A 23,816-nucleotide genomic window follows, 5' to 3' on the forward strand; every position below is an offset into this window, starting at 1 on the left:
GTTCATCCGGGCAGCGGTACGGAGACCGTGGTGCCGTCGTCGTACACGACATGCACGACGCCGCCGACCGGCAGCACCTGCGGGTCGTTCAGTTCCTTGTCCATCTGGACGCCGTCGGCCATGTCGTACTCCGGTGTGGGGCTCGGGCCCGGGGCGCCTTCCAGCCGGGTCCTGCCCAGCGCGCCCAGGGTGCCGTCGGGGCGGATCGGGACGGTGTACAGCGTCGTGGTGTCGGCCCAGACCACGGTGTCGGCGACGATCAGCGCGTTGGAAGCCGGGTTGCTCATGCCCTCCGCCGCCGCTGCGGCGAGCGGGAACCTGCCGAGCGTCCGGCCGTTGTCGCGGCCGACGACGACGAGCTCGTCGGGCACGTCCGACGCATATTCGCTGCTCCGGCGGAGGATCATCACCCGGTCGTCGACCGCGGTGGGGGTCGCTTCGGCGACGAGCGCGGAGTCCACCGGCACCTGCCCCCGCGTCTTGAGCGTCACCGCTTCGAGCCGCAGCACGCTCATGTCGGTACCGAAGCCCGAATCGCTGTTGTTGGAGGTGTAGGTGGAGCAGTAGGCGAATTCGCCCCGCAGCCGGAGGCCTCCGCAGTCGCCCGTGGAGCCCAGCAGCGCGCCGTCCTTCGGCCGGAACGCCTTCGGCCCGTCCTCACCGGTCGCGTAGACCACCTTGCCGTCGGTGGCGACCGGCCAGAAATTGCCCCGCTCGGCCTGGGAGATGCCCTCCGACGCCAGCGGCTCGTGCCACTTCTCGGTGCCGGTCCTCAGGTCGTACGCGGCGAGCTCCGCCCCCTCGGGCGCCCAGGTGGTGGCGGCGAAGACCAGATCGCCGACGACCAGCGGCGCGCTCTGAAGGTTGTGCGCGCCACCGGACCGGGTCTCCCAGCGGACCTTCCCCGTGCGGGCGTCCAGGGACTGCAGCCGGTCGCCCGCGGCGAGCAGCACGGTGTCGTCGTACACCTGGGGGCGGGTGGCGCTGGCCGGCATGAAGAACTGGCCGGTCGGCCCCCAGCCCGCGACCTTCGACGTCTCCCCCGTGTCCAGCGTCCACATCCGGTGCCCGTCCGCCGCCGACAGCGCCTCGTACGTGCCGTCCGTCTTCCGGCAGACCACGACGTCCCGGCCCGCCGCGCAGCCGATCGGCGACCCGGTGAACTTCCCCTTCCAGGGCTTCTTCCACCCCGCCGGGCGGGCGTCGCGGCCGTAGGGGACCGTGCCCGAGGCGTCCGGGCCGCCGTTCTCGTCCACGCCCGCCACGATCTTGACGCCCTCGGCCGGACCACCGCCCCGGCCCGTCCCGCCGGGAGTGCCGCCCTGGGCCGCACCGCCGGGCGTGCCGCCCTTGTCGCGCCAGGCCAGGATCCCGCCCGTCGCCGCGCCCAGCACGATCAGCGCGGCGAGCGCGACGGCCAGGGCGCGACGGGAGCGGCGCGGGGGCGGGGCCTGGGTGGTGCCCGCAGGAGTGGGCGGGGCGAGGCCGGGGCCCTGGGTGGGGGCGCTGTGCGGGTCGGGGGCGACGGGCGGGGTCGGGCCGGGGCCCTGGGTGGGCAGTTGATGGAGGGCCGGGCCGCTCGCGGCGGCCGCCTCGGTGGGGGTGTACCCCGGCAGCAGCGGGCCGCCCAGCGCCATGACCCGGGCCAGTTCGCGCCCGTGCTCGGCGATGTGCTGCGCCACCGGGTCCGGCCACCGGGCCGCCGCGCCGGGGTCGAGCAGCTCCGCGAGTTCGGCGGCGGCCGGGCGGACGGCCGGGTCCTCCACCAGGCAGCGCTCCAGCACGGCCCGCAACGCGTCCGGCACGTCGTCGAGATCGGCCTCGACGTACTTGACCCGGTAGAGCACGGCGGCGACCGGGCCGTCGCCGAAGGGGTCGCGTCCGGTGACGGCGTAACAGAGCACGGAGGCCAGGCAGAAGACGTCCGAGGCGGGCACGACGCGTCCGCTGCCCGCCACGTGCTCAGGGGACATGAACGCCGGGCTGCCGACCATGCGGCTGGTGGTGGTGAGCGGGGTCGCGCCGGAGTCGCGGGCGATCCCGAAGTCGATCAGGCTCGGGCCGTCCGCCGCGAGCATCACGTTGCCGGGCTTCACATCCCGGTGGACGATCCCGGCCGCGTGGACGGCCGCCAGGGCGCGGGCGAGTCCGGCGCCCAGCATCCGTACCTCGGCCTCGTCCATGGCGCCCGCCCGGCGTACCGCGGCGGACAGGGTCGGCCCCGCCACGTATCCAGTGGCGAGCCAGGGCACTTCGGCGTCGGCGTCCCCGTCGAGCAGCAGGGCGAGATGGGGTCCGGCGACGGACCGGGCGACGGTGATCTCGCGGCGGAAGCGGCTGCGGAAGCCGGGGTCCTTGGCCACGTCGCGGCGGACGGTCTTGACGGCGACCGGGTCGCCGCCGCCGTCGTGGACGCCGAGGAAGACCTCTCCCATGCCGCCCGCGCCGAGCCTGGCCCGTATCCCGTACGGACCGATCCGTCTCGGCGAGTCCTCCCGCAGCGGTCCCAACATGCGCCACTCCCCCCGTCGTTACGCATGGATCGGCGGGCATCCCCTGCCCGTGTCCGGCGGTAATCCTGCCACGGACACGTCATCCACGGCAGCGCCGGGCGGCACGGAAGGCGCACGCCCCGGCCATGGCTGACGCGTTCTCGAAGGAGGGGGACGGAAGGGGCGGCCGGACGGTTCCGGAGCGCCGGACGGACACGGACGGGCGGGTCCGGAAGCGGCCCGCACGCCACCCCCGGACCCACCCGTCCGGCCGTACTCCGTCGTTCCGGATCACACCTCGCCGGTGAGCCCCGCCACCAGTTCGTCGGCCGCCGCGTACGGATCGAGGCTGCCCGCCACGATGCGTTCGGCGAGCGCGCCGAGGTGGCGGTCGCCGTGCAGGTCGCCGATGCGCTCGCGCAGCCGGGTCACGGCGATGGTCTCGACCTCGCGGGACGCCCGTGCCGTACGCCGCTCGGCAAGGACTCCGTGCTCCTCCATCCACGCCCGGTGCTTCTCCAGCGCCTCGACGACCTCGTCGATGCCCTCGCCCCGGGCGGCGACCGTCTTCACGATCGGCGGCCGCCAGTCGCCGGGGCCCCGCGATTCGCCGAGGCCCAGCATGTGGTTGAGCTCGCGCGCGGTGGCGTCCGCGCCGTCCCGGTCGGCCTTGTTGACGACGTACACGTCGCCGATCTCCAGGATTCCGGCCTTCGCCGCCTGGATGCCGTCGCCCATGCCGGGTGCCAGCAGGACGACGGAGGTGTCGGCCTGGGAGGCGATCTCCACCTCCGACTGGCCGACGCCGACCGTCTCCACGAGGATCACCTCGCAGCCCGCCGCGTCCAGCACCCGGATCGCCTGCGGTGCCGACCAGGCGAGGCCGCCCAGATGGCCGCGTGTGGCCATGGAGCGGATGTAGACGCCCGGGTCGGAGGCGTGCTCCGACATCCGGACCCGGTCGCCGAGGAGCGCCCCGCCGGAGAACGGCGAGGACGGGTCGACGGCGAGCACGCCGACCCGCTTGCCGGCCTTCCGGTACGCCGAGACCAGCGCGGACGTCGATGTCGACTTGCCGACACCGGGCGATCCTGTGAGGCCGACGACGTACGCGTTGCCGGTCAGCGGCGCCAGGGCCGCCATCACCTCGCGCAGCTGCGGCGACGCCCCCTCCACCAGGGAGATGAGCCGGGCCACGGCCCGCGGCCGGCCCGCACGTGCCTGCTCGACCAGGGTGGGGACGTCCACCATCACCGCTCCGTTCGCTCGCTCACTCGCTGCTCTACGTGTACCGCTTACTGCTACCGCGTACTGCCTGTTACTTGCCCGGAACGCGGATGATCAGTGCGTCGCCCTGACCACCGCCGCCGCACAGCGCCGCCGCACCGGTGCCGCCGCCGCGCCGCTTCAGCTCCAGCGCCAGGTGCAGCACCACACGGGCGCCGGACATGCCGATGGGGTGGCCGAGCGCGATGGCGCCGCCGTTGACGTTGACCTTGTCCGGTGTGACGCCGAGGTCCTTCATCGACTGGACGGAGACGGCGGCGAACGCCTCGTTGATCTCGATCAGGTCGAGGTCGCCGGCCTCCAGGCCCTCCTTCTTGAGGGCGTGCTTGATGGCGTTGGACGGCTGCGACTGGAGCGAGTTGTCCGGGCCCGCCACATTGCCGTGGGCACCGATCTCGGCGATCCAGTCCAGGCCCAGCTCCTCGGCCTTGGCCTTGCTCATGACGACGACCGCGGCGGCGCCGTCGGAGATCTGCGAGGAGGTGCCCGCGGTGATCGTGCCGTCCTTGGCGAACGCGGGGCGCAGCTTGCCGAGCGATTCCACGGTGGTCTCCGGGCGGATGCCCTCGTCCTTGGCGAAGAGGACCGGGTCGCCCTTGCGCTGCGGGATCTCGACCGGGGTGATCTCGGCCTCGAAGAGGCCGTTCTTCTGGGCCGCGGCGGCGCGCTGGTGCGAGAGGGCGCCGATCTCGTCCTGGTCGGCGCGGCTCAGGCCGAGGCGGGTGTTGTGCTTCTCGGTGGACTCACCCATCGGGATGTTCTCGTAGGCGTCGGTCAGACCGTCGTACGCCATGGAGTCGAGCATCTCGATCGCGCCGTACTTGTGGCCCTCGCGGGACTTGGGGAGCAGGTGCGGGGCGTTGGTCATGGACTCCTGGCCGCCGGCGACGACGACGTCGAACTCACCCGCGCGGATCAACTGGTCGGCGAGCGCGATCGCGTCGAGCCCGGAGAGGCACACCTTGTTCACGGTGAGCGCGGGAACGTTCATCGGGATGCCCGCCTTGACGGCGGCCTGGCGGGCCGGCATCTGGCCCGCACCGGCCTGGAGCACCTGGCCCATGATCACGTACTCGACCTGGTCGCCGCCGATGCCGGCCCGGTCCAGCGCGGCCTTGATGGCGAAACCGCCGAGGTCGGCGCCGGAGAAGCTCTTCAGCGAGCCGAGGAGGCGGCCCATGGGCGTACGCGCGCCCGCGACGATCACTGAGGTGGTACCGGTCGTTCCAGACATGAGGGGCGCCCCTTGGGATGAGGAGTGAACGAGGGTTTACTTGAATGTACTGAGCGGTACCTCGCCCGTCATCCGGCAGCGGGTGTGACGGCGCGCACGTTGCGTAACCATCCGTGTGGCGCTGCACTGGTTCCATGCTGACGCGAATCGATCACATCGGGATCGCCTGTTTCGACCTCGACAAGACCGTCGAGTTCTACCGCTCGACCTACGGGTTCGAGGTGTTCCATTCCGAGATCAACGAGGAGCAGGGCGTACGGGAGGCCATGCTCAAGATCAACGATACGTCCGACGGCGGCGCTTCCTACCTCCAGCTCCTGGAGCCGACCCGGGAGGACTCGGCCGTGGGCAAGTGGCTGGCGAAGAACGGGGAGGGTGTCCACCACATCGCCTTCGGCACCGCGGACGTCGACGCGGATTCCGCGGACATCCGGGAGAAGGGGGTCAGGGTGCTGTACGAGGAGCCCAGGACGGGTTCGATGGGGTCCCGGATCACCTTCCTGCACCCCAAGGACTGCCACGGTGTCCTCACCGAACTGGTCACGTCCGCAGCGGAGCACTGACCTCCGGATACCCGGCCCGGTAGAGTGGGCTGTTCCGGGCCGGGGCCGGGTCGGGGCCGCGCCGCGTCCCCAGCCGTTGATCTGTCACCATTCCCCGGGGGACCGTTCACCGGTGAACGGTACTCGTTGGAGAGTTGCGACCAGGGGACGGATGGGACCGCGCAGTGCGGGGCTACGAACGCCAGGAGAGCCACCGAGCTGAAGACGACCATCTCTCGCGGTTCGAAGCCGAGATGGACCGGCTGAAGACCGACCGGGAGAAGGCCGTCCAGCACGCCGAGGACCTCGGTTACCAGGTCGAGGTCTTGCGCGCCAAGCTGCACGAGGCTCGGCGCAATCTCGCGACCCGTCCCGCGTACGACAGCGCGGACATCGGCTATCAGGCCGATCAGTTGCTCCGTAACGCCCAGATCCAGGCGGATCAGCTGCGGACCGACGCCGAGCGGGAGCTCCGCGACGCCCGCGCGCAGACGCAGCGGATCCTCCAGGAGCACGCCGAGCACCAGGCGAGGCTCCAGGCCGAGCTGCACAACGAGGCGGTGCAGCGGCGCCAGCGGCTCGACCAGGAGCTGGCGGAGCGCCGCCAGACCGTCGAGTCCCACGTCAACGAGAACGTCGCCTGGGCCGAGCAGCTCCGGGCCAGGACGGAGTCCCAGGCCCGCCGGCTGCTGGAGGAGTCCCGGGCCGAGGCCGAGCAGTCCTTGTCGGCGGCGCGCGCCGAGGCGAGCCGGCTGGCGGAGGAGACCCGGCAGCGGCTCGGTTCCGAGGCGGAGACGGCCCGGACCGAGGCCGAGGCGATCCTGCTGCGCGCCCGCAAGGACGCCGAACGGCTGCTGGACGCCGCCTCCAGCCAGGCGCAGGAGGCCACCAGCCACGCCGAGCAGCTGCGTACCTCGACGACGGCCGAGACGGAGCAGACCCGGCAGCAGACGGCCGAGCTGAACCGCGCCGCCGAGCAGCGCATGCAGGAGGCCGGGACCCAGCTGCGCGAGGCCCGGCTGGAGGCCGAGAAGGTCACCGCCGAGGCGAAGGAGGCCGCGGTCAAGCGGCTGGCCGCCGCCGAGTCGCAGAACGAGCAGCGCACCCGTACGGCCAAGTCGGAGATCGCCCGGCTGGTCGGCGAGGCCACCAAGGACGCCGAGACGCTCAAGGCGGAGGCCGAGCAGGCGCTCGCCGACGCCCGCGCCGAGGCGGACCGGCTGAAGTCCGAGGCGTCCGAGAAGGCCCGCACGGCCGCCGCCGAGGACACCGCGGCGCAGCTCGCCAAGGCCGCCAGGAGCGCCGAGGAGGTGCTGACCAAGGCGTCCGAGGACGCGCGGTCCACCACCAGGGCGGCGAGCGAGGAAGCCGACCGGATCCGCCGCGAGGCGGAGGCCGAGGCGGACCGGCTGCGCGGCGAGGCCGCCGAGCAGGCCGACCAGCTCAAGGGCGCGGCCAAGGACGACACCAAGGAGTACCGGGCCAAGACGGTCGAGCTCCAGGAGGAGGCACGCCGGCTGCGCGGCGAGGCCGAGCAGCTGCGCTCCGAGGCGGTCGCCGAGGGCGAGCGGATCCGCGGCGAGGCACGCCGCGAGGCGGTCCAGCAGATCGAGGAGGGCGCGAAGACCGCCGAGGAGCTGCTGGCCAAGGCGAAGGCGGACGCGGAGGAGCTGCGGTCCGCCGCGGGCACCGAGAGCGAGCGGGTCCGCGGCGAGGCGGCCGAGCGGGCCGGCGCACTGCGCAAGCAGGCCGAGGAGGCCCTGGAGCGGGCCCGAGCCGAGGCCGAGCAGCTGCGTACGGAGTCCGAGGAGCAGGCCGCTTCGACCACCACCGCGGCCGAGCGGGCGGCGGCGGAGCTGCGCGAGGAGACCGAGCGTGCGGTCGCGGCCCGGCAGGCGGAGGCGGCCGAGGAGCTGACCCGGCTGCACACCGAGGCCGAGACCCGGGTCGCCGGCGCCGAGCAGGCGCTCACGGACGCGCGCGCCGAGGCGGAGAGCCTCAGGCGCGAGACGAACGAGGAGTCCGAGCGGCTGCGCGCGGAGGCCGCCGAGCGGATCCGGACGCTGCGCGAGCAGGCGGAGACCGAGGCGGAGCGGCTGCGCGACGAGGCCGCGGCGGACGCGTCGCAGTCGCGTGCGGAGGGCGAGGCCGTCGCCGTACGGCTGCGTTCCGAGGCGGCCGCCGAGGCGGAGCGGCTCAAGTCCGAGGCGCAGGAGAGCGCCGACCGGGTGCGGTCCGAGGCCGCCGCCGCCGCGGAGCGGGTGGGCACGGAGGCCGCCGAGGCGCTGGCCGCCGCCCAGGAGGAGGCCAACCGGCGCCGCCGGGAATCCGAGGAGACCCTCGACGCGGCGCGCACCGAGGCGAACCAGGAGCGCGAGCGGGCCCGCGAGCAGAGCGAGGAGCTGCTCGCCTCCGCCCGCAAGCGGGTCGAGCAGGCGCAGGCCGAGGCGCAGCGCCTGGTCGAGGAGGCGGACAGCCGGGCGACCGAGCTGGTCTCCACGGCCGAGCAGACCGCCCAGCAGGTGCGGGATTCGGTCAGCGGGCTGCAGGAGCAGGCCGAGGCGGAGATCGCCGGGCTGCGCTCGACCGCCGAGCACGTGGCGGAGCGGACGAAGTCCGAGGCGCAGGAGGAGGCGGACCGGGTCCGTACCGACGCGCACGCGGAGCGGGAGCGGGCCGGCGAGGACGCGTCCCGGATCCGCCGGGAGGCTCAGGAGGAGTCCGAGGCCGCGAAGGCGATGGCCGAGCGGACCGTCGCGGACGCGATCGCCGAGTCGGAGCGGCTGCGGGCGGACACCGCCGAGTACAGCCAGCGGATGCGCACCGAGGCCTCCGACGCGCTGGCCTCGGCCGAGCAGGACGCCTCGCGCAGCCGCGCCGAGGCCCGCGAGGACGCCAACCGGATGCGTTCCGACGCGGCGGCCCAGGCCGACCGGCTGGTGGGCGAGGCCACGAGCGAGGCCGAGCGGATCGGCACGGAGTCGACGCAGCGGGCCACCGGCCTCGTGGAAGAGGCGACGCAGCAGGCCACCGGCCTCGTGGAAGAGGCGACGCAGCGGGCCACCACGCTGGTCGACGAGGCGAAGCAGCAGGCGGCCCGGCTGTCGGACGAGGCCGCGGACGAGGCGGAGCGGCTGCGCGCGGAGGCGGCGGCCACCGTCGGCTCGGCGCAGGAGCACGCGGCACGCACCCGCGAGGAGGCGGAGCGGCTGCACACGGAGACGGAGTCGGCGGCCGAGCAGATGCGCGCGGAGGCCCGCCAGGAGGCGGACCGGCTGCTCGACGAGGCCCGGGAGGCCGCGGCGAAGCGCCGGGCCGATGCCGCGGAGCAGGCCGATCAGCTCATCAACAAGGCCCAGGAGGAGGCGCTGCGCGCCGCCACCGAGGCGGAGAAGCAGGCCGACACGATGGTCGGCGTGGCCCGCAAGGAAGCCGTGCGGATCACCTCGGAGGCCACGGTCGAGGGCAACTCCCTGGTGGAGCAGGCCCGTACGGACGCGGACGAGCTGCTGGTCGGCGCGCGCCGGGACTCCACCGCGATCCGGGAGCGGGCCGAGGAGCTGCGGGCCCGGATCGAGGGCGAGATCGAGGAGCTGCACGACCGCGCCCGGCGGGAGACCTCCGAGCAGATGAAGACGGCGGGCGAGCGCGTCGACAACTTGATGAAGGCAGCGACGGAGCAGCGCGACGAGGCGGCGGCCAAGGCCAAGGAGCTGCTGGCGGACGCCAATTCGGAGGCGAGCAAGGTCCGGATCGCCGCGGTGAAGCGGGCCGAGTCGCTGCTGAAGGAGGCCGAGCAGAAGAAGGCCACGCTGGTCCGCGAGGCCGAGAAGCTGCGGGCCGACGCCGAGGCCGAGGCGAAGCGTACGGTGGACGAGGGCAAGCGTGAGCTGGATCTGCTGGTGCGCCGGCGCGAGGACATCAACACCGAGATCTCCCGTGTCCAGGACGTGTTGGAGGCGCTGGAGTCCTTCGAGACGCCGACGGGCGGCGGCAAGGGCGCGGGCGGTTCCACCGGCGGCGTCAAGGCCGGCGCCTCGGCGGGCACTCGATCGAGTGGCAAGTCGTCCGATGGGTAGTCGCCTTGCCTTTTCCCATGCTCCGTCAAGAACGTTCAACCCTCCGAGTGGCAAGGGTTACAGGGCTCAGCCACTCAAAAGAGGTGTCATTCTCCAGATCAAAAGCGCATCCGCTCGGTGACACGCCGTTCCGGCCCCTAGGATTCCCCCTAACACCTCACCGGTCTCATTCGACAGGAACCCCATGAGCGACCCTTCCTCCCCCTTCGGCTTCGAGCTCGTGCGACGTGGATACGACCGCGGTCAGGTGGATGACCGCATTACCAAGCTCGTCGCCGACCGTGATAGTGCCCTGACCCGCATCACCTCTCTGGAGAAGCGCATCGAGGAGCTCCACCTCGAAACGCAGAACGCCCAGGCCCAGGTGAACGACGCGGAGCCGTCGTACGCCGGACTCGGCGCCCGCGTCGAGAAGATCCTCCGCCTGGCCGAGGAGGAGGCGAAGGACCTGCGTGAGGAGGCCCGTCGCGCCGCCGAGCAGCACCGTGAGCTCGCCGAGTCGGCCGCCCAGCAGGTGCGCAACGACGCCGAGACGTTCGCCGCCGAGCGCAAGGCGAAGGCCGAGGACGAGGGCGTCCGCATCGTCGAGAAGGCCAAGGGTGAGGCCGGCTCGCTGCGCACGGAGGCCCAGAAGGACGCCGCGCAGAAGCGCGAGGAGGCGGATGCCCTCTTCGAGGAGACCCGCGCCAAGGCCGCCCAGGCCGCCGCGGACTTCGAGACCAACCTGGCCAAGCGCCGCGACCAGTCGGAGCGCGACCTCGCGTCCCGTCAGGCCAAGGCCGAGAAGCGCCTCGCCGAGATCGAGCACCGCGCCGAGCAGCTCCGCCTGGAGGCCGAGAAGCTCCGTACGGACGCCGAGCGCCGGGCCCGTCAGACGGTGGAGACCGCGCAGCGCCAGTCCGAGGACATCGTGGCCGACGCGAACGCCAAGGCCGACCGGATCCGCAGCGAATCGGAGCGCGAGCTGGCGGCGCTCACCAACCGCCGCGACTCGATCAACGCCCAGCTGACCAACGTCCGCGAGATGCTGGCCACGCTGACCGGTGCCGCGGTCGCCGCGGCCGGCGCCCCCGCCGACGACGAGCCGGTCACCCGTGGTGTCCCGGCTCAGCAGGGTCGCTGACCCCCGGGTACTGCAGCTGTACCCCTGGAACGACACTGACGCGCCCGGTTCCGCCCTTGTGGTGGCGCCGGGCGCGCGGCCGTTCTAGCGTGAACGCATGATCGAGCTCGATGGCCTCACCAAGCGCTTTGGCAACAAGGTTGCCGTCGACCGGCTGTCCTGCCGGGTCAGGCCCGGAATGGTGACGGGTTTTCTGGGGCCAAACGGGGCGGGCAAGTCCACGACGATGCGGATGATGCTCGATCTCGACAACCCGACCAGCGGTTCGGTGCGCATCGACGGCAAGCACTACCGCGACCTCGAAGAACCCCTGAAGTACATCGGGGCGCTGCTGGACGCCAAGTCGATGCACGGCGGACGCAGCGCGTACAACAATCTGCTCTGTCTCGCGCAGAGCAACCGCATCCCGGAGAGCCGGGTCGCGGAGGTGCTGGACACCGTGGGGCTGACCGCGGTGGCGAAGAAGAAGTCGAAGGGGTTCTCGCTCGGCATGGGCCAGCGGCTCGGCATCGCGGCGGCGCTGCTCGGCGACCCGCAGGTGCTGCTCTTCGACGAACCGGTCAACGGCCTGGACCCCGAGGGCATCCACTGGATCCGCAATCTGATGAAGGCGCTCGCCGCGGAGGGCCGGACAATCTTCGTCTCCTCGCACCTGATGAGCGAAATGGCCCTCACCGCGGACCACTTGATCGTGATCGGCCAGGGCAGGCTGCTCGCCGACACCTCGATGGCCGACTTCATCCATCAGAACTCCCGCAGTTACGTACGGCTGCGCTCGCCGCAGCAGGAGCGGCTGCGCGACGTACTGCACGAGGCGGGGCTGATCGTGGTCGAGACCGGGGGCGGCACGCTGGAGATCGACGGCGCCACGACCGAGGCGCTGGGCGAGCTCGCCGCGCAGCACCAGATCGTGCTGCACGAGCTGAGTGCCCAGCGGGCCTCCCTGGAGGAGGCGTTCATGCAGATGACCGCGGACTCCGTGGAGTACCACGCGCACTCCGACCATGCCGCGGCGCCACCGCCGACGGGCCCGCAGTGGGGCGAACAGTGGAACCAGCAGACCGGTGGCGCCGCCGCCGGCAGCGGCAAGGAGGTGTGACGACGATGGCATCGGTACCCGCGGTCCTGACCTCCGAGTGGACCAAGATCCGTACGGTCTCCTCGACCGTCTGGACGCTGATCTCCGCGTTCGTCGTCACCGTCGCGATGAGCGCGGCGCTCTGCGCCCTGATGAACTCCCAGTTCGACGAGCTCCCGGTGGCGGAGAGAGTCACCTTCGACCCGACCCTGATCAGCTTCTCCGGCATGGTCCTCGGTCAGCTGGCCATGGTCGTCTTCGGGGTGCTGGTGGTCGGTACGGAGTACAGCTCCGGCATGATCCGCACCTCGCTGGCGGCGGTGCCCCAGCGCGGTTCGTTCCTGTTCAGCAAGATCGCGGTGGCCGGGGCGCTGGCCCTGGTGGTCGGCATCGCGACCAGCTTCGTCTCGTTCTTCCTCGGGCAGGCCCTGCTCGGCGACCACCACACGGACATCGGCGCGGACAACGTGCTGCGCGCGGTCGTCGGCGGCGGCATCTACATGGGGCTGATCGGGATCTTCTCGATGGGCGTGGCGACGATGCTGCGCAGTTCCATGCTGTCGCTCGGCATCCTGATGCCGTTCTTCTTCCTGGTCTCCCAGATCCTGTCGGTGGTGCCGGGGACGGAGAAGGTCGCCCGTTACTTCCCCGACCAGGCCGGCTCCAAGATCATGCAGGTGGTCCCCGACGCGATGAACAGCAACCCGGCTCCGTACGGGCCGTGGGGCGGGCTCGGGATTCTGGTCGCCTGGGTGGCTGCCGCGCTGATCGGCGGCTATGTCGTACTGAAGAGGCGGGACGCGTAACGGCCGCCTCGACGGCGTCGGCGGGCGGTGCCCGCGGACTGCCCGGAAGCCTCCCGTCCGCTCCGACCGGACCGACGCTCAACCGCAACGGCTTGGCCGGAACCGTCAAGGCCTGGATATCCTCCTAACTCTTACGGGGGCGTGCGGCCGGACGGCCTGGGCCCCGACGACAGATGTGAGTCGATGGGGCTGGAGCATGATCGAGGCAGTCGGCCTGACCAAGCGCTACGGCGCGAAGACGGCCGTGCACAACCTTTCCTTCCAGGTGCGGCCGGGCGCCGTCACCGGATTCCTCGGTCCCAACGGGTCGGGCAAGTCCACCACCATGCGCATGATCCTGGGCCTGGATCAGCCGACCTCCGGCCATGTGACGATCGGCGGCCACCCCTTCCGCAGCCTGCCGAACGCACCGCGCCAGGTGGGTGCGCTGCTGGACGCGAAGGCGGTGCACGGCGGGCGCAGCGCCCGTAACCACCTCCTCTCGCTCGCCCAGCTCGCCGGGATCCCGGCCGCCCGGGTCGACGAGGTACTCGGCGTCGTCGGCCTCCAGGACGTCGCCCGGAAGCGGTCCAAGGGGTTCTCGCTCGGCATGGGCCAGCGGCTCGGCATCGCGGCGGCGCTGCTCGGCGACCCGCAGGTGCTGCTCTTCGACGAACCGGTCAACGGCCTGGACCCCGAGGGCATCCTCTGGGTCCGCAATCTGATGAAGATGCTGGCGTCCGAGGGGCGTACGGTCTTCGTCTCCAGCCACCTGATGAGCGAGATGGCGCTCACCGCCGACCATCTGATCGTGATCGGCCGGGGCCAGCTGCTCTCCGACATGAACATCAAGGACTTCATCTCGGCCAACTCGGCCGACTTCGCCCGGGTGCGGGTCGCGGACGGCCTCGCGGAGCGGCGCGAGAAGCTGACGGCCTCGCTCACCGAGGCGGGCGGACAGGTCATGTCCGAGCCGGACGGGGCGCTGCGCGTCACCGGGCTGCCGCTGCCGCGGATCAGCGATGTGGCGCACGAGGCGGATGTCCGGCTGTGGGAGCTCTCGCCGCACCAGGCCTCGCTGGAGGAGGCGTACATGCGGATGACCCAGGGCGCCGTGGACTACCGCTCGACGGCGGACCAGAAGGCGGGTCTGCAGCAGCCGGTGCCCGACGGGTACGCGCAGCAGGGGTACGCGCCGCAGCCTCCGGAGATGCCGCAGCAGAACTGGTACGCCCCGCCGCCGCCCGGACAGAACCCGTACGCGGCGGCCCCGGCCACCCCGGCCCCGGCCACTCCGGACCTGACCAAGCGCGAGACCAGCGAGGACGCCCGATGACAACGCCGCCGACCCCGCAGGCGCCGTACCAGCAGCAGGTCCCGGCCCCGCCGCACAGCCCGTCGGCCGCACCGGCCGGCATGTACACCTCACCGATCCCGGTGCGCCCGGCCACGCTCGGCGATGCGATCGCCTCCGAGTGGACCAAGATCCGCTCGGTGCGCTCCACGATGTGGACGCTCGGCATCATGATCGTGCTGCTGCTCGGGATCGGGCTGCTCGCCGCGGTCGCGGTCAACGCCTCCGGGAGCGGTCTCGACGCGACGCCGGTGCTCAGCTTCGGCTTCTTCGGGGTGCTGCTGGGCTCGATCTGTGTGATCACGCTCGGCGTGATGACCATCGCGTCGGAGTACGGCACGGGCATGATCCGCACGACGCTGACGGCCTGCCCCAGCCGGGCCCGGGTGCTGAGCGCGAAGGCGATCGTCTTCTTCCTGCTCACCTTCGTGATCACGACCGTGACGACCGCGCTGGTCGCGGTGTTGCAGACGGCGATCATCGACAGCGCACCGCCCTCCGGCGGCGACTGGCTGCGCGCGACGGTCGGTGTCGGCCTCTACATCGCGACGCTGGGGCTGCTCTCGCTCGCGGTCGGCGCTCTCATCCGGCACTCCGCCGGTGCGATCACGATCATGATCGGCGTGGTGCTGCTGCCGCTCGTGATGGCCATGTTCATGTTCGCGGAGTCCCTCTCCGGCCTGCGGATGAAGCTCTTCGAGTACTCGATCCCCAACCAGCTCAGCGCGTTCTACTCCACCTCGGTCGCCGAATCGGGGCCGTCCGGCTGGGACCCGCTGTGGATCATGCTCGGAGTCACGGCCGTGGCGCTGCTCGGGGCGTTCGCCGCTCTGGACCGCCGGGACGTGTGACCCTTCCGGGCCCGTCCCGAAGGGCTCAGTAGCGAGGCGCGTTCCTGGACCGCTGCACCTGTGTGGTGCGGCGGTCCTTCGCGTTCCAGCAGGCCTTGTGCCAGTGCCTGCGGTCGTCGATCCCGCCGTACTCGGACCAGGCCACCAGGTGCGGGACGCCGGACGGGATCTCCTGGTCGCAGCCGGGGCAGCGGTACCGCTTGCCCGCCGCGCTCGCGCCGCTGACCGGGCGGACCGACCACTGCTCGCCCTGCCACTCCTCGGCACGTCCGCCGCCGCCGTACCGGCCCAGCGGCTCCGCTGTGCTGTCGTGGGGACTCTCGCCGCCTCGGGGGCGGTTGCGGCGCGGGGACACGTGACACCTCACGGGGCAGGCTGGGCAGTTCCCGTCCAGCGTAGGGCCATTCGGCCGAACCGGTCGTCCGGAGCCTCCTGGGCGGGGTCACGGGAGCTCCCGGGAGGGGTGAGTTACCGGAAAATCGCAACAACCTGCCGGTGGACCGTGCCTTTGGCACGTGTCAGACGTTGTTGCTGAATAGAGGAGAGCCGCGTCGGCCGCAAGGAGGCAATTGGCGATGCGTGTGGGAACGTTCGTACTGGCAGCCCAGTTTCCGGGGCAGGGGCCGGGTGAAGCGCTGCATCGCGCTGTCCGGTCCACCGAGGTGGCGGAGGAATCCGGCCTCGACTCGGTCTGGCTGGCAGAACATCATTTCGTGCCGTACGGGGTCTGCCCGTCCGCCGTCACGCTGGCCGCGCTGCTGCTCGGCCGCACCCGCAGGATCCGGGTGGGCACGGCGGTGAGCGTGCTGTCGACCCAGCATCCGGTGGCGCTCGGCGAACAGGCCGCGCTGCTCCATCTCACCAGCGGCGGCCGGTTCACGCTCGGCGTCGGCCGGGGCGGCCCCTGGGTGGATCTGGAGGTGTTCGGCGGGGGCCTGGAGGCGTACGAGAAGGGCTTCCCGGAATCCCTGGAGCTGCTGCTCGACTGGCTGGGCAGCCCGAAGGTGGCCGGGCGCGGCGAGCGGTACGGCTTCCGCGAGGTCGCCGTGGTCCCCCGGGCCGACGAACTGCTCGCCGAGGACGGCGGCGAGAGCCCCGGCGGCCCCGAGGTGGTCGTCGCGTGCACCTCTCCGAAGACGGTGAAGCTCGCCGCGGAGAAGGGCCTGCCGATGCTGCTCGGGATGCACTGCGGGGACCAGGAGAAGGCCGACATGGTCGCCCTGTGGCGCTCCACCGCGCTCGCCGCGGGCCGCTCGCCCGAGAGCGTCCGCGAGGCCGGGCACGTGTCCGCGGGGGTGGCCCAGATCGCCGACCGTCCCCAGGAGGCGGTGGAGACGTTGGTGAAGGCGATGCCGGGCTGGATGCGGCAGGGGCTGGATGCCCATGTCACGGTCGACGGCCGGCACCGGGTGATGCGCGATCCGGTCGCGTACACGGAGCTGCTGTGCGGTCTTCATCCCGTGGGCCCGCCCCGGCTCGCCGCCGACCGGCTCGCCGCCACCGCCGAGCGGACGGGCATCACCCGCTTCGCGCTCCTGGTGGAGGGGTCGGGAGATCTGGCGGCCACGGAGGAGAACGTAGCGCGGCTGGGCACCGAAGTGCTCCCGCTGCTCACCTGACAGGTCGTCGGAGGTGCGGGGGCTGCCGCTCCGGAGCGAGTCGCACGGTCTCGGCCCGGAACGGCAGCAAGCGTTCAGCAGTCCCGCAGTTCGGGCGACTGGTTGAGCAACTGGCCCCTCACCGAGGTGAAGCGGGCCAGACGCTCGTCGACCGACGGGTCCAGCGGGAACACCGCGACGCGGTGGCAGTTCTGGAATGCCAGGCGCACCCCGAAGTGCCGCTGGAGCGCGCCGCGGATCGCATCACTCGCGAGCGCGCGCAGCAGCTGACCACGTGCCTGCTCGTCCGGCGGGGGCGTCTGGTTGTCGGCGAACTCTCCACCGTCCACCTTCAGCTGAGCCACCAGAGAGCTGATCATCTCCCATGCGTAGGGCAGGGAGGTCCGGACGCAGTCGACGAAGTCGGCTTCGTCGACCTCGCCTCGCTCGGCCTGTTCCAACAGCGCCGGTGAGACGTCGAGCGACATGGGTTCTCCTCTCGCGACCCCGACGCCGGGCCGGGGCCTTACGGGCAGGGAAGGAGGACGGCGACGCAGCGTACACAGACGGCGACCTCCTGCTTACACGGTAAGGGTGCGGTCCGGGCCGCACCAGGAGATTGGGAACACAACCGGCCAATAACGAAGGGGCGCAAAGAGGGGCAAGCCCCGACTGCGCCCCTTGGACGAAAGCGGGGTGACGGGAGTGGCAGGGGGAGAATCGCGTGGAACACCCCTCGTCGAGTAGCGTTGCCGACCATGCGTCTCGTCATCGCCCGCTGCTCCGTGGACTACGCCGGCCGGCTCACGGCCCACCTGCCCTCCGCTCCCCGTCTGATCCTGGTGAAGGCGGACGGGAGCGTGTCGATCCACGCCGACGACAGGGCGTACAAACCCCTCAACTGGATGTCACCGCCCTGCACTCTGAAGGAGGGCACCGGCGACACCGCGGACGTCTGGACCGTGGTGAACAAAGCGGGCGAGAAACTCATCATCACGATGGAGGAAATCCTCCACGACTCGTCCCACGAGCTGGGTGTCGACCCGGGCCTGATCAAGGACGGCGTCGAAGCGCACCTGCAGGAACTGCTCGCCGACCGGATCGAGATCCTCGGCGAGGGCTACACCCTGATCCGCCGCGAGTACTTCACCGCCATCGGGCCGGTCGACATCCTGTGCCGGGACGCCGACGGCCAGACCGTCGCCGTGGAGCTGAAGCGGCGCGGCGACATCGACGGCGTGGAGCAGCTGACCCGCTATCTGGAGCTGCTCAACCGCGATCCGCACCTCGCCCCGGTGAAGGGCGTCTTCGCGGCCCAGGAGATCAAGCCCCAGGCCCGGGTGCTGGCGACGGACCGCGGGATCGGCTGTGTCGTGCTCGACTACGACGCGATGCGCGGCATCGAGGACGACAAGCTCCGGCTGTTCTGACCCGCCCCGCTGCCCCTGTTCCCGCTTCCTTTCCGGTCCCCCCGACGCCGGACGTGCCCGTCACGTCCGGCGTTCGTCGGTTCCGGGGCGGTTCAGGCGATGGCCGGACCGCTGTCCGCGCTCGCCGACGACGACGACGAGGAGGGGCCGCTCGCCGAGTCGGAGGTGTCGGGCGAGGACGGCTCGGGTTCGGTGGCCGTGTCCGTCGGGCTCGGGGACTCGGTCTCCGTCGGGCTGGCGGTCGGGCTGGAGGTCTTCGTCGGCTTGGGCGACTTCGTCGTGGTGGGCGACGTGGTCGGCCTGTGCGACGGCGGCCTGCTGCCGGACGACGTGTCCGAGGACGGGGTGCCGCTCGGTTCCGTCGGGTCCGTGGACGGTGTGCCGCTGCCGCTCGGCGTGATCTCGCTGCCCGACGGACCGGGCGTGGCCGGACTGCCGCTGGATGCCGGGTCGGCGGAGGTCGAACCGTCAGCCGGGCCGTCGGCCGGCAGTTCGTCCTCGCCACCATCCTGGCTCTGCGACTGTTCGGTCGTGACGTCCTGGTTCCCCTGGACGTCGTCGTCGCCGGAGGTCAGCCCCAGTCCGACCACCGTGCCGAGCACACCGGTCAACAGGACGCCCGCGGCCGTCGCGACCAGATTGCGCCGGGCCCCGGCGAGCAGCCCGAAGCGGCCTCCCCGCGCGCCCCCGGCGGCCTTGGGCGCGCTCTGCCGCGAGATCACCGCGGTGGCACCCTCGTACGGCCTCGGCAGCGTCTGCGTCATGGACGGCCTCGTACCGGCGGGCGGCGTCGCAGGCTCCTCGGCCCGCGAAACCGGCAGCTCGTCCCCGGGCGGGGTGAGGACGATGGGCAGCGGGCCGCCGGAACGGTCCGCGACCAGGGCGAGCGCGCGCCGTCCGGCCACCGCCCCGGACTTGTCGGCCAGCGCCCCGCGCATGCTGATCGAGGTCTCCAGCTCGGCCCTGGCCCGGTCCGGGTTTCCGGCCAGGAGCGCGAGTACGCCCAACTCGTGGTGGAAGTAGGCCTCTTCGGCGACCTCCCCGGCGATCCGGGCGGCCTCCTGGCCGATCCGCAGCGCCTTCTCCCAGGCCCCCCAGTGCAGGCCCGCCGCGAAGGCCGGGGTGGCACTGCGGGCCAGCAGCACGGCCACGCTGGTCTGCCCCGCCCCGTCGCCGGGCACCAGCTGCGCCATCGCCGCGATGACGGCGTCGCCCTCGGCCGTCACCCGCTCGGGGGTGACCGAGGGGTGACCGGCCCACCAGGCGTAGTGCTGGGCCGCGGTACGGGCCCGCTCGGTGGCGTCCTCGCCGTATCCGGCGGCCTCCAGCTGGGTGACGACACCGGCGGCGAGCCGGTAGCGCGAACCGGCCGGGGAGAGCAGCCCGCAGCCGGCCAGTTCGCCGAGCGCGGCGTCCGCGTGGGTGTCCCCGATGAGCGCCGGCAGATGCGCCTGGTGCGGCACCTCGCCGCCCAGGGCCACCGCGAAGCGCAGGGTGTCGCGGGCGGGTCCGCTCAGCCGTGAGGCGAGCAGCGCGGCGGGCGCCGCCCCCTCGCCGAGGCTGGGCAGCGGTATGTGGACCCCGTCGACGGCCTGGTCGTGCCCGAAGGGGGCGTCCGCGGGCAGGCCGTCGCGGCCGCCGTACTCGCCGTACGCCTCGGGGTCGGTACGCAGCAGATCGCGCTGGCGCAGCAGGGCGGCCGCCTGGACGAAGCGCAGCGGCAGCCCCTCGGACTCGAACCAGAGGTCTCCCGCCCAGTTCGCCTCCTCGTCGGTGAGCGGGCGCTCGACGGCCCGCTCCAGCAGGTCGACCGCGGTGCTGCGGCCGAGGCCCGCGAGGAAGACCTCTTCGAGGTGCGAGTCCGTGGTGGGCGCGGCGACGTCCGGAACCGTCGCGAACAGGAAGGCGCACTCCGGTGTCGCGTCGAGCAGTTCCTCCAGCGCGGCCCCGCCGAACTCCAGATCGTCGAGCAGCACGACGGCGCCGATGCTCCGGACCCGTTCGAGCAGCCGGTCACGGTCGGGGCGGTGCAGCGGCGCGTCGTGGACGGCCTCGAAGAGCCCGTACAGCAGGTCGGTGGCGCTCCGCTTGTAGCCGCTGAGCCGTACGACTCCGTCCGGTGCGAGGTCCGCGCAGTCGGCCGCGACGGCGTCGAGCAGTGCCGTACGGCCCGATCCGGCGGGTCCGGTGAGCCGCACCGAGCGGCCCCGGGACAGCAGGCGCACCAGCCGTTCGCGCTCCTGCGCGCGCTCCAGGAGCGGCAGTTGGGGGGCGGGCGGGCCGGGTGGTACGGGCGGCGCGGTGGCGCGTTCGCGGTCGGCGCGGCCGGTCGCGGTGCGCCGGGCGGGCGGGCCGGGCTGCTCCCCCGGCGGGCACAGCTCGACCTCGCTGCCGTCGATCGGGTTGACGGTGAGGAGGTAGTCGCCCGCTATGAGCCGGACGACGCGTGCCTGCGGCGTCGGCTGGCCGGGCTCCGGGGTCAGCTGGTCACGGGCCGGCCGTCTGCGGCCGGCCCCCTCGCCGAAGCCGCCGTTGTCCCGGCCGTACTCTTCCGGTCCCCGGTGTGTCGGGTCCATCGCCAAAGCCCCCAGACGCGTCGCGCACGATTGCCCCTCCGGCCTCGCACGCCCCGCTGTCGCTTCCGGTCCGGTGTCCGCCCGGTGGGTTCGTCAATCGGCGGACGGGCGAACCCTAGACCGTCGCGCCGGGTCCCTGCACAGTCGGGGGGTCACGCCGCCCGAAGCGCACGTTCTCGCGCGGATTGTGTGCTTTCGGCCTCGGCGGACGACCAGGGCGCGCACCCCGGCGTACGCCGCTACACGCGCGGCAGTGAGTCCGCGGCGATTCCGCCTTCGATGGCCAGGATGCGGTGCAACCGGGTCGCCACCAGCAGGCGCTGCATCTGCGGCGGCACGCCGCGGAGCACCAGCCGACGCCCGGCCCGTCCGGCCCGGCGGTGTGCGCCCATGATGACGCCGAGTCCGGTGGCGTCCCAGGAATCCAGCTCGGTCAGGTCGAGCACCAGGTCGCCGACGCCGTCGTCGAGGGCCGAGTGCAGGGCCGTACGGGCGTCCGCCGCGCTTCGGACGTCGAGGCGGCCCCCGACGACCAGCTCGGCGTGGTCGCCCCTGATGTGCATATGCGCTCCCCTGGAATGCTCCGTGGCAAAGTTCGTCTGTCTGTTCTGTCTCTCCCACAACTGACTGCGGCAGCGACAGGGAAGTTGCCGTCTGTAAGCGAACCGATACCGAATTCACCCCGTGGAGTGACCGAGGCGCGGCGAGGGCCCGCTCGGACCCGCTGATTCCGGGAGACTCCCCCGGATCTCCGGGCCTGACCGACGGCAGATCAGGCAACCGGAGACCGAAAACGATCAGTACGTGTAGAAGCCCTGCCCGCTCTTGCGGCCGATGTCACCTGCATCCACCATCCGGCGCATCAGCTCCGGAGCGGCGAACTTCTCGTCCTGCGACTCGGTGTAGATGTTGCTCGTGGCGTGCAGCAGGATGTCGACGCCGGTCAGGTCCGCCGTGGCGAGCGGGCCCATGGCGTGGCCGAAGCCCAGCTTGCAGGCGATGTCGATGTCCTCGGCCGAGGCGACGCCCGACTCGTACAGCTTGGCGGCCTCGACGACGAGCGCCGAGATCAGCCGGGTGGTGACGAAGCCGGCGACGTCGCGGTTGACGACGATGCAGGTCTTGCCGACGGACTCGGCGAACTCCCGCGCGGTGGCGAGGGTTTCGTCGCTGGTCTTGTAGCCCCGTACGAGTTCGCAGAGCTGCATCATCGGGACCGGCGAGAAGAAGTGCACACCGACGACGCGCTCGGGGCGCTCCGTCACGGCCGCGATCTTGGTGATCGGGATGGCGGAGGTGTTGGAGGCGAGCACCGCGTCGTCCCGGACGATCTTGTCGAGCGCCCGGAAGATCTCGTGCTTGACCTCCAGCTTCTCGAAGACGGCCTCGACGACGACATCCGCGTCGGCGACCGCGTCGAGGTCGGTGGTGGTCGTGATGCGGGCGAGCGCGGCCTCGGCGTCGGCGGCGTCCAGCTTGCCCTTGGAGACGAACTTGTCGTACGACGCCTTGATGCCGTCACGTCCACGGGCCAGGGCCTCGTCGGTGACATCGCGCAGCACCACGTCCCAGCCCGCCTGGGCGGAGACCTGCGCGATGCCGGACCCCATGAGTCCGGCTCCGATGACGGCAAGCTTCCTGGCCACGTCTGCACCCCTTGGTTTTCTGCCCGCCTCTGCAGCTGGTCCCTGCACGGCCGGGTCTCGACGGTTCTTCACATGCTCTCCGGCGGAGATTAGTACCGTTGGGGGGCCCTGGGGCCGTGAAGAGATGCGCGTCACGTCTCACATGACGGACATCACACCGGGACCCCTCATTCAGCGGCGCGCCGGGCGTAGTTGAGGACCTTTTCGCCGAGCAGGTCCTCGATGTCGTCGAGCAGGACGAGCGCGTCCCGGGACACCTCGCCCGCCTTGCGGCCGTCCACCATCTCCCGGCCGATGTACGCCATGAGCGTGCTGTGCACCCAGGAGAGCTGACCCGCCACCAGGATCGGCGTCGGGTCCCCGGGCTCCGTCCCGCACTCCTCCTGGAGCGTCGTCTCCAGATGCTGAAGGGCCTCCTGCTGTACGTGCCAGAGGCGGGCCTTGAGGCCGTCCGCGCCCTCGATGACCCGCATGAAGCGCTCATAACCCTCCATCAGGCCGACGGTGGGTGACACGCCCTCCACCTGGATGCGCAGTTCGCGCAGGACGGCGTCGGCCGCGGACTCACCCCTGTCCCGGCCCCGGACGTACCGCGAGAGACGGTCGACGATGCCGCGACTGCGGTCGAGGAAGAGGTCCTCCTTGGTCGGGAAGTAGTTGTAGACCGTGTTCACCGAGACGTCGGCGGCGCGGGCGATCTCGGCGATCGTGACCGCGTCGAAGCCCCGCTCCAGGAAGAGACCGGTGGCCACGTCCGAGAGGTGCTGCCTGGTCTGGCGCTTCTTGCGCTCCCTGAGTCCCTCAGCCATGGCCCCATCGTAGGACTCCCCTGGGGTTCCTGAATATTTGGTGCTCCACAATATTTGGTGTCATTGCAATTTTTCATCGACTCTGTTTTTGTGGTCGGCATGCCAATCATCAGCACGGCCGGGCTCGCCCGGACCTTCGACACCAAGGGCGGTCCGGTCCAGGCCGTACGTTCCATCGACATGACGGTCGCGGCCGGCGAGATCGTCGGTCTCCTCGGGCCCAACGGAGCGGGCAAGACCACCACTCTGCGCATGCTCACCACGCTGCTCGCCCCCACCGGCGGCGCGGCCACCGTGGCCGGCCACGATCTGCTCGCGGACCCGGCGGGCGTACGTAAGAAGTGCGGGTACGTGGCCCAGTCGGGCGGCGTCGACCCCCACATCAGCGTCCGGGAGGAGCTGGTCACCCAGGGCCGCCTCTACCGGCTCGGCAAGGCGGCGGCAGCGTCCCGGGCCGCCGAACTCGCCGCCGAACTGGGCCTCTCGGAGCTGCTGGACCGCCGGACGGCCACCCTCTCCGGTGGCCAGCGACGGCGGCTCGACATCGCCATGGGGCTCACCCACCGCCCGGCCGTGCTCTTCCTCGACGAGCCGACCACCGGGCTCGACCCGGGCAGCCGCGCCGACCTGTGGGAGCTGGTGCGCCGGCTGCGGGACACCCACGGCACGACCGTCGTGCTCACCACCCACTACCTCGACGAGGCCGACGCGCTCGCGGACCGGCTCGTCGTGGTCGACGGCGGCCTGGTCGTGGCCGAGGGCACACCGGCCGCGCTGAAGACCCGGCACGCGGGCTCCCCCGCCGCCTCGCTCCAGGAGGCGTTCCTGGCGATCACCGGGCGCTCCCCCGCACCGGCCGACGCCGCTCCCGTCGCCATCCAGTCCGTCCAGTCCGTCTGATCCGGCTGGTCCGGCTGGTCCGTCTAGAGGAA

General features: G+C 71.9%; 19 protein-coding genes. 10 read left to right on the forward strand and 9 right to left on the reverse strand.

The genetic code is table 11. From position 1 onward, the window contains the following. Positions 1-2 precede the first annotated feature (2 nt). The 3 genes from ACFYY7_RS08560 to ACFYY7_RS08570 all read right to left on the reverse strand — a co-directional run bounded on the left by ACFYY7_RS08560 (position 3) and on the right by ACFYY7_RS08570 (position 5,013). Positions 3-2,513 (reverse strand): protein kinase, encoded by a 2,511-nt coding sequence (locus ACFYY7_RS08560; RefSeq protein WP_388658740.1) that lies wholly within the window; start codon positions 2,511-2,513, stop codon positions 3-5. 270 nt (positions 2,514-2,783) lie between these two features. Further along, positions 2,784-3,743 (reverse strand): methylmalonyl Co-A mutase-associated GTPase MeaB, encoded by a 960-nt coding sequence (gene meaB, locus ACFYY7_RS08565; RefSeq protein WP_266729654.1) that lies wholly within the window; start codon positions 3,741-3,743, stop codon positions 2,784-2,786. Positions 3,744-3,810: 67 nt separating this feature from the next. Then, a complete protein-coding gene (locus ACFYY7_RS08570; protein WP_388658743.1) occupies positions 3,811-5,013 on the reverse strand; it encodes an acetyl-CoA C-acetyltransferase in 1,203 nt (400 codons plus the stop codon). 134 nt (positions 5,014-5,147) lie between these two features. Here ACFYY7_RS08570 and mce point away from each other — a divergent pair, with 134 nt between their 5' ends. The 7 genes from mce to ACFYY7_RS08605 all read left to right on the forward strand — a co-directional run bounded on the left by mce (position 5,148) and on the right by ACFYY7_RS08605 (position 14,825). After that, positions 5,148-5,576: a methylmalonyl-CoA epimerase gene (mce, locus tag ACFYY7_RS08575; protein ID WP_072486742.1), complete on the forward strand. Its 429-nt coding sequence runs from the start codon at positions 5,148-5,150 to the stop codon at positions 5,574-5,576. 164 nt (positions 5,577-5,740) lie between these two features. Next, entirely contained in the window at positions 5,741-9,634 is a 3,894-nt protein-coding gene (gene scy / locus ACFYY7_RS08580) for a polarized growth protein Scy (protein WP_388658746.1), read from the forward strand. Between the two features lie 184 nt (positions 9,635-9,818). Further along, entirely contained in the window at positions 9,819-10,757 is a 939-nt protein-coding gene (locus ACFYY7_RS08585) for a cellulose-binding protein (RefSeq protein ID WP_266729657.1), read from the forward strand. 97 nt (positions 10,758-10,854) lie between these two features. Further along, positions 10,855-11,856, forward strand: coding sequence for an ABC transporter ATP-binding protein (locus ACFYY7_RS08590; RefSeq protein WP_376307678.1), 1,002 nt, complete (start codon positions 10,855-10,857; stop codon positions 11,854-11,856). A gap of 5 nt (positions 11,857-11,861) precedes the next feature. Further along, positions 11,862-12,641, forward strand: a complete 780-nt coding sequence (locus ACFYY7_RS08595) for an ABC transporter permease subunit (RefSeq protein ID WP_388658749.1) — start codon at positions 11,862-11,864, stop codon at positions 12,639-12,641. 196 nt (positions 12,642-12,837) lie between these two features. Continuing rightward, positions 12,838-13,956, forward strand: a complete 1,119-nt coding sequence (locus ACFYY7_RS08600; protein WP_388658751.1) for an ABC transporter ATP-binding protein — start codon at positions 12,838-12,840, stop codon at positions 13,954-13,956. Continuing rightward, on the forward strand, positions 13,953-14,825 hold the full coding sequence (locus ACFYY7_RS08605; RefSeq protein WP_388658754.1) for an ABC transporter permease subunit: 873 nt from the start codon (positions 13,953-13,955) through the stop codon (positions 14,823-14,825). Before ACFYY7_RS08600 ends, ACFYY7_RS08605 begins: the two co-directional genes overlap by 4 nt. Before the next feature lie 25 nt (positions 14,826-14,850). Here ACFYY7_RS08605 and ACFYY7_RS08610 read toward each other — a convergent pair whose 3' ends face one another. Further along, positions 14,851-15,180, reverse strand: a complete 330-nt coding sequence (locus tag ACFYY7_RS08610) for an ATP/GTP-binding protein (protein ID WP_266729662.1) — start codon at positions 15,178-15,180, stop codon at positions 14,851-14,853. 220 nt (positions 15,181-15,400) lie between these two features. On the opposite strand from ACFYY7_RS08610, the gene ACFYY7_RS08615 reads away from it, so the two are divergent. Continuing rightward, positions 15,401-16,444: an LLM class flavin-dependent oxidoreductase gene (locus ACFYY7_RS08615; RefSeq protein ID WP_388658757.1), complete on the forward strand. Its 1,044-nt coding sequence runs from the start codon at positions 15,401-15,403 to the stop codon at positions 16,442-16,444. A 74-nt stretch (positions 16,445-16,518) separates the two neighbouring features. Here the strand turns inward: ACFYY7_RS08615 and ACFYY7_RS08620 are convergent, their stop codons facing one another. Continuing rightward, positions 16,519-16,911 (reverse strand): SCO5389 family protein, encoded by a 393-nt coding sequence (locus ACFYY7_RS08620; protein ID WP_124716348.1) that lies wholly within the window; start codon positions 16,909-16,911, stop codon positions 16,519-16,521. 270 nt (positions 16,912-17,181) lie between these two features. Between ACFYY7_RS08620 and nucS the strand changes: the two genes are divergently transcribed. Further along, the gene (gene nucS / locus ACFYY7_RS08625; protein ID WP_259931854.1) at positions 17,182-17,853 is read left to right on the forward strand and encodes an endonuclease NucS; all 672 of its coding nucleotides are present in this window, start codon (positions 17,182-17,184) and stop codon (positions 17,851-17,853) included. Between the two features lie 92 nt (positions 17,854-17,945). Here nucS and ACFYY7_RS08630 read toward each other — a convergent pair whose 3' ends face one another. The 4 genes from ACFYY7_RS08630 to ACFYY7_RS08645 all read right to left on the reverse strand — a co-directional run bounded on the left by ACFYY7_RS08630 (position 17,946) and on the right by ACFYY7_RS08645 (position 22,884). Beyond that, entirely contained in the window at positions 17,946-20,429 is a 2,484-nt protein-coding gene (locus tag ACFYY7_RS08630) for an ATP-binding protein (RefSeq protein WP_388658760.1), read from the reverse strand. Between the two features lie 239 nt (positions 20,430-20,668). Beyond that, positions 20,669-20,992 carry an STAS domain-containing protein gene (locus tag ACFYY7_RS08635; RefSeq protein WP_072486732.1) on the reverse strand — a complete coding sequence of 108 codons (324 nt, stop codon included), beginning with the start codon at positions 20,990-20,992 and terminating at the stop codon, positions 20,669-20,671. Between the two features lie 234 nt (positions 20,993-21,226). Continuing rightward, the gene (locus ACFYY7_RS08640; RefSeq protein WP_388658763.1) at positions 21,227-22,075 is read right to left on the reverse strand and encodes a 3-hydroxyacyl-CoA dehydrogenase family protein; all 849 of its coding nucleotides are present in this window, start codon (positions 22,073-22,075) and stop codon (positions 21,227-21,229) included. 167 nt (positions 22,076-22,242) lie between these two features. After that, a complete protein-coding gene (locus ACFYY7_RS08645; RefSeq protein ID WP_388658765.1) occupies positions 22,243-22,884 on the reverse strand; it encodes a TetR/AcrR family transcriptional regulator in 642 nt (213 codons plus the stop codon). Positions 22,885-22,983: 99 nt separating this feature from the next. Here ACFYY7_RS08645 and ACFYY7_RS08650 point away from each other — a divergent pair, with 99 nt between their 5' ends. Continuing rightward, positions 22,984-23,784 carry an ABC transporter ATP-binding protein gene (locus tag ACFYY7_RS08650; protein ID WP_388658768.1) on the forward strand — a complete coding sequence of 267 codons (801 nt, stop codon included), beginning with the start codon at positions 22,984-22,986 and terminating at the stop codon, positions 23,782-23,784. Positions 23,785-23,816 lie beyond the last annotated feature (32 nt).

The organism is Streptomyces sp. NPDC001933 (assembly GCF_042890955.1).
GTDB lineage: Bacteria > Actinomycetota > Actinomycetes > Streptomycetales > Streptomycetaceae > Streptomyces.

Bases quoted from the DNA above. Each gene is read 5' to 3' on its own strand.
- nucS (WP_259931854.1), top strand. From the start codon at position 17,182: ATGCGTCTCGTCATCGCCCGCTGCTCCGTGGACTACGCCGGCCGGCTC.
- ACFYY7_RS08605 (WP_388658754.1), top strand. From the start codon at position 13,953: ATGACAACGCCGCCGACCCCGCAGGCGCCGTACCAGCAGCAGGTCCCG.
- ACFYY7_RS08645 (WP_388658765.1), bottom strand. From the start codon at position 22,884: ATGGCTGAGGGACTCAGGGAGCGCAAGAAGCGCCAGACCAGGCAGCAC.
- ACFYY7_RS08615 (WP_388658757.1), top strand. From the start codon at position 15,401: ATGCGTGTGGGAACGTTCGTACTGGCAGCCCAGTTTCCGGGGCAGGGG.
- ACFYY7_RS08630 (WP_388658760.1), bottom strand. From the start codon at position 20,429: ATGGACCCGACACACCGGGGACCGGAAGAGTACGGCCGGGACAACGGC.
- ACFYY7_RS08570 (WP_388658743.1), bottom strand. From the start codon at position 5,013: ATGTCTGGAACGACCGGTACCACCTCAGTGATCGTCGCGGGCGCGCGT.
- ACFYY7_RS08600 (WP_388658751.1), top strand. From the start codon at position 12,838: ATGATCGAGGCAGTCGGCCTGACCAAGCGCTACGGCGCGAAGACGGCC.
- ACFYY7_RS08590 (WP_376307678.1), top strand. From the start codon at position 10,855: ATGATCGAGCTCGATGGCCTCACCAAGCGCTTTGGCAACAAGGTTGCC.
- ACFYY7_RS08585 (WP_266729657.1), top strand. From the start codon at position 9,819: ATGAGCGACCCTTCCTCCCCCTTCGGCTTCGAGCTCGTGCGACGTGGA.
- ACFYY7_RS08560 (WP_388658740.1), bottom strand. From the start codon at position 2,513: ATGTTGGGACCGCTGCGGGAGGACTCGCCGAGACGGATCGGTCCGTAC.
- ACFYY7_RS08620 (WP_124716348.1), bottom strand. From the start codon at position 16,911: ATGTCGCTCGACGTCTCACCGGCGCTGTTGGAACAGGCCGAGCGAGGC.
- meaB (WP_266729654.1), bottom strand. From the start codon at position 3,743: ATGGTGGACGTCCCCACCCTGGTCGAGCAGGCACGTGCGGGCCGGCCG.
- ACFYY7_RS08595 (WP_388658749.1), top strand. From the start codon at position 11,862: ATGGCATCGGTACCCGCGGTCCTGACCTCCGAGTGGACCAAGATCCGT.
- ACFYY7_RS08650 (WP_388658768.1), top strand. From the start codon at position 22,984: ATGCCAATCATCAGCACGGCCGGGCTCGCCCGGACCTTCGACACCAAG.
- ACFYY7_RS08635 (WP_072486732.1), bottom strand. From the start codon at position 20,992: ATGCACATCAGGGGCGACCACGCCGAGCTGGTCGTCGGGGGCCGCCTC.
- mce (WP_072486742.1), top strand. From the start codon at position 5,148: ATGCTGACGCGAATCGATCACATCGGGATCGCCTGTTTCGACCTCGAC.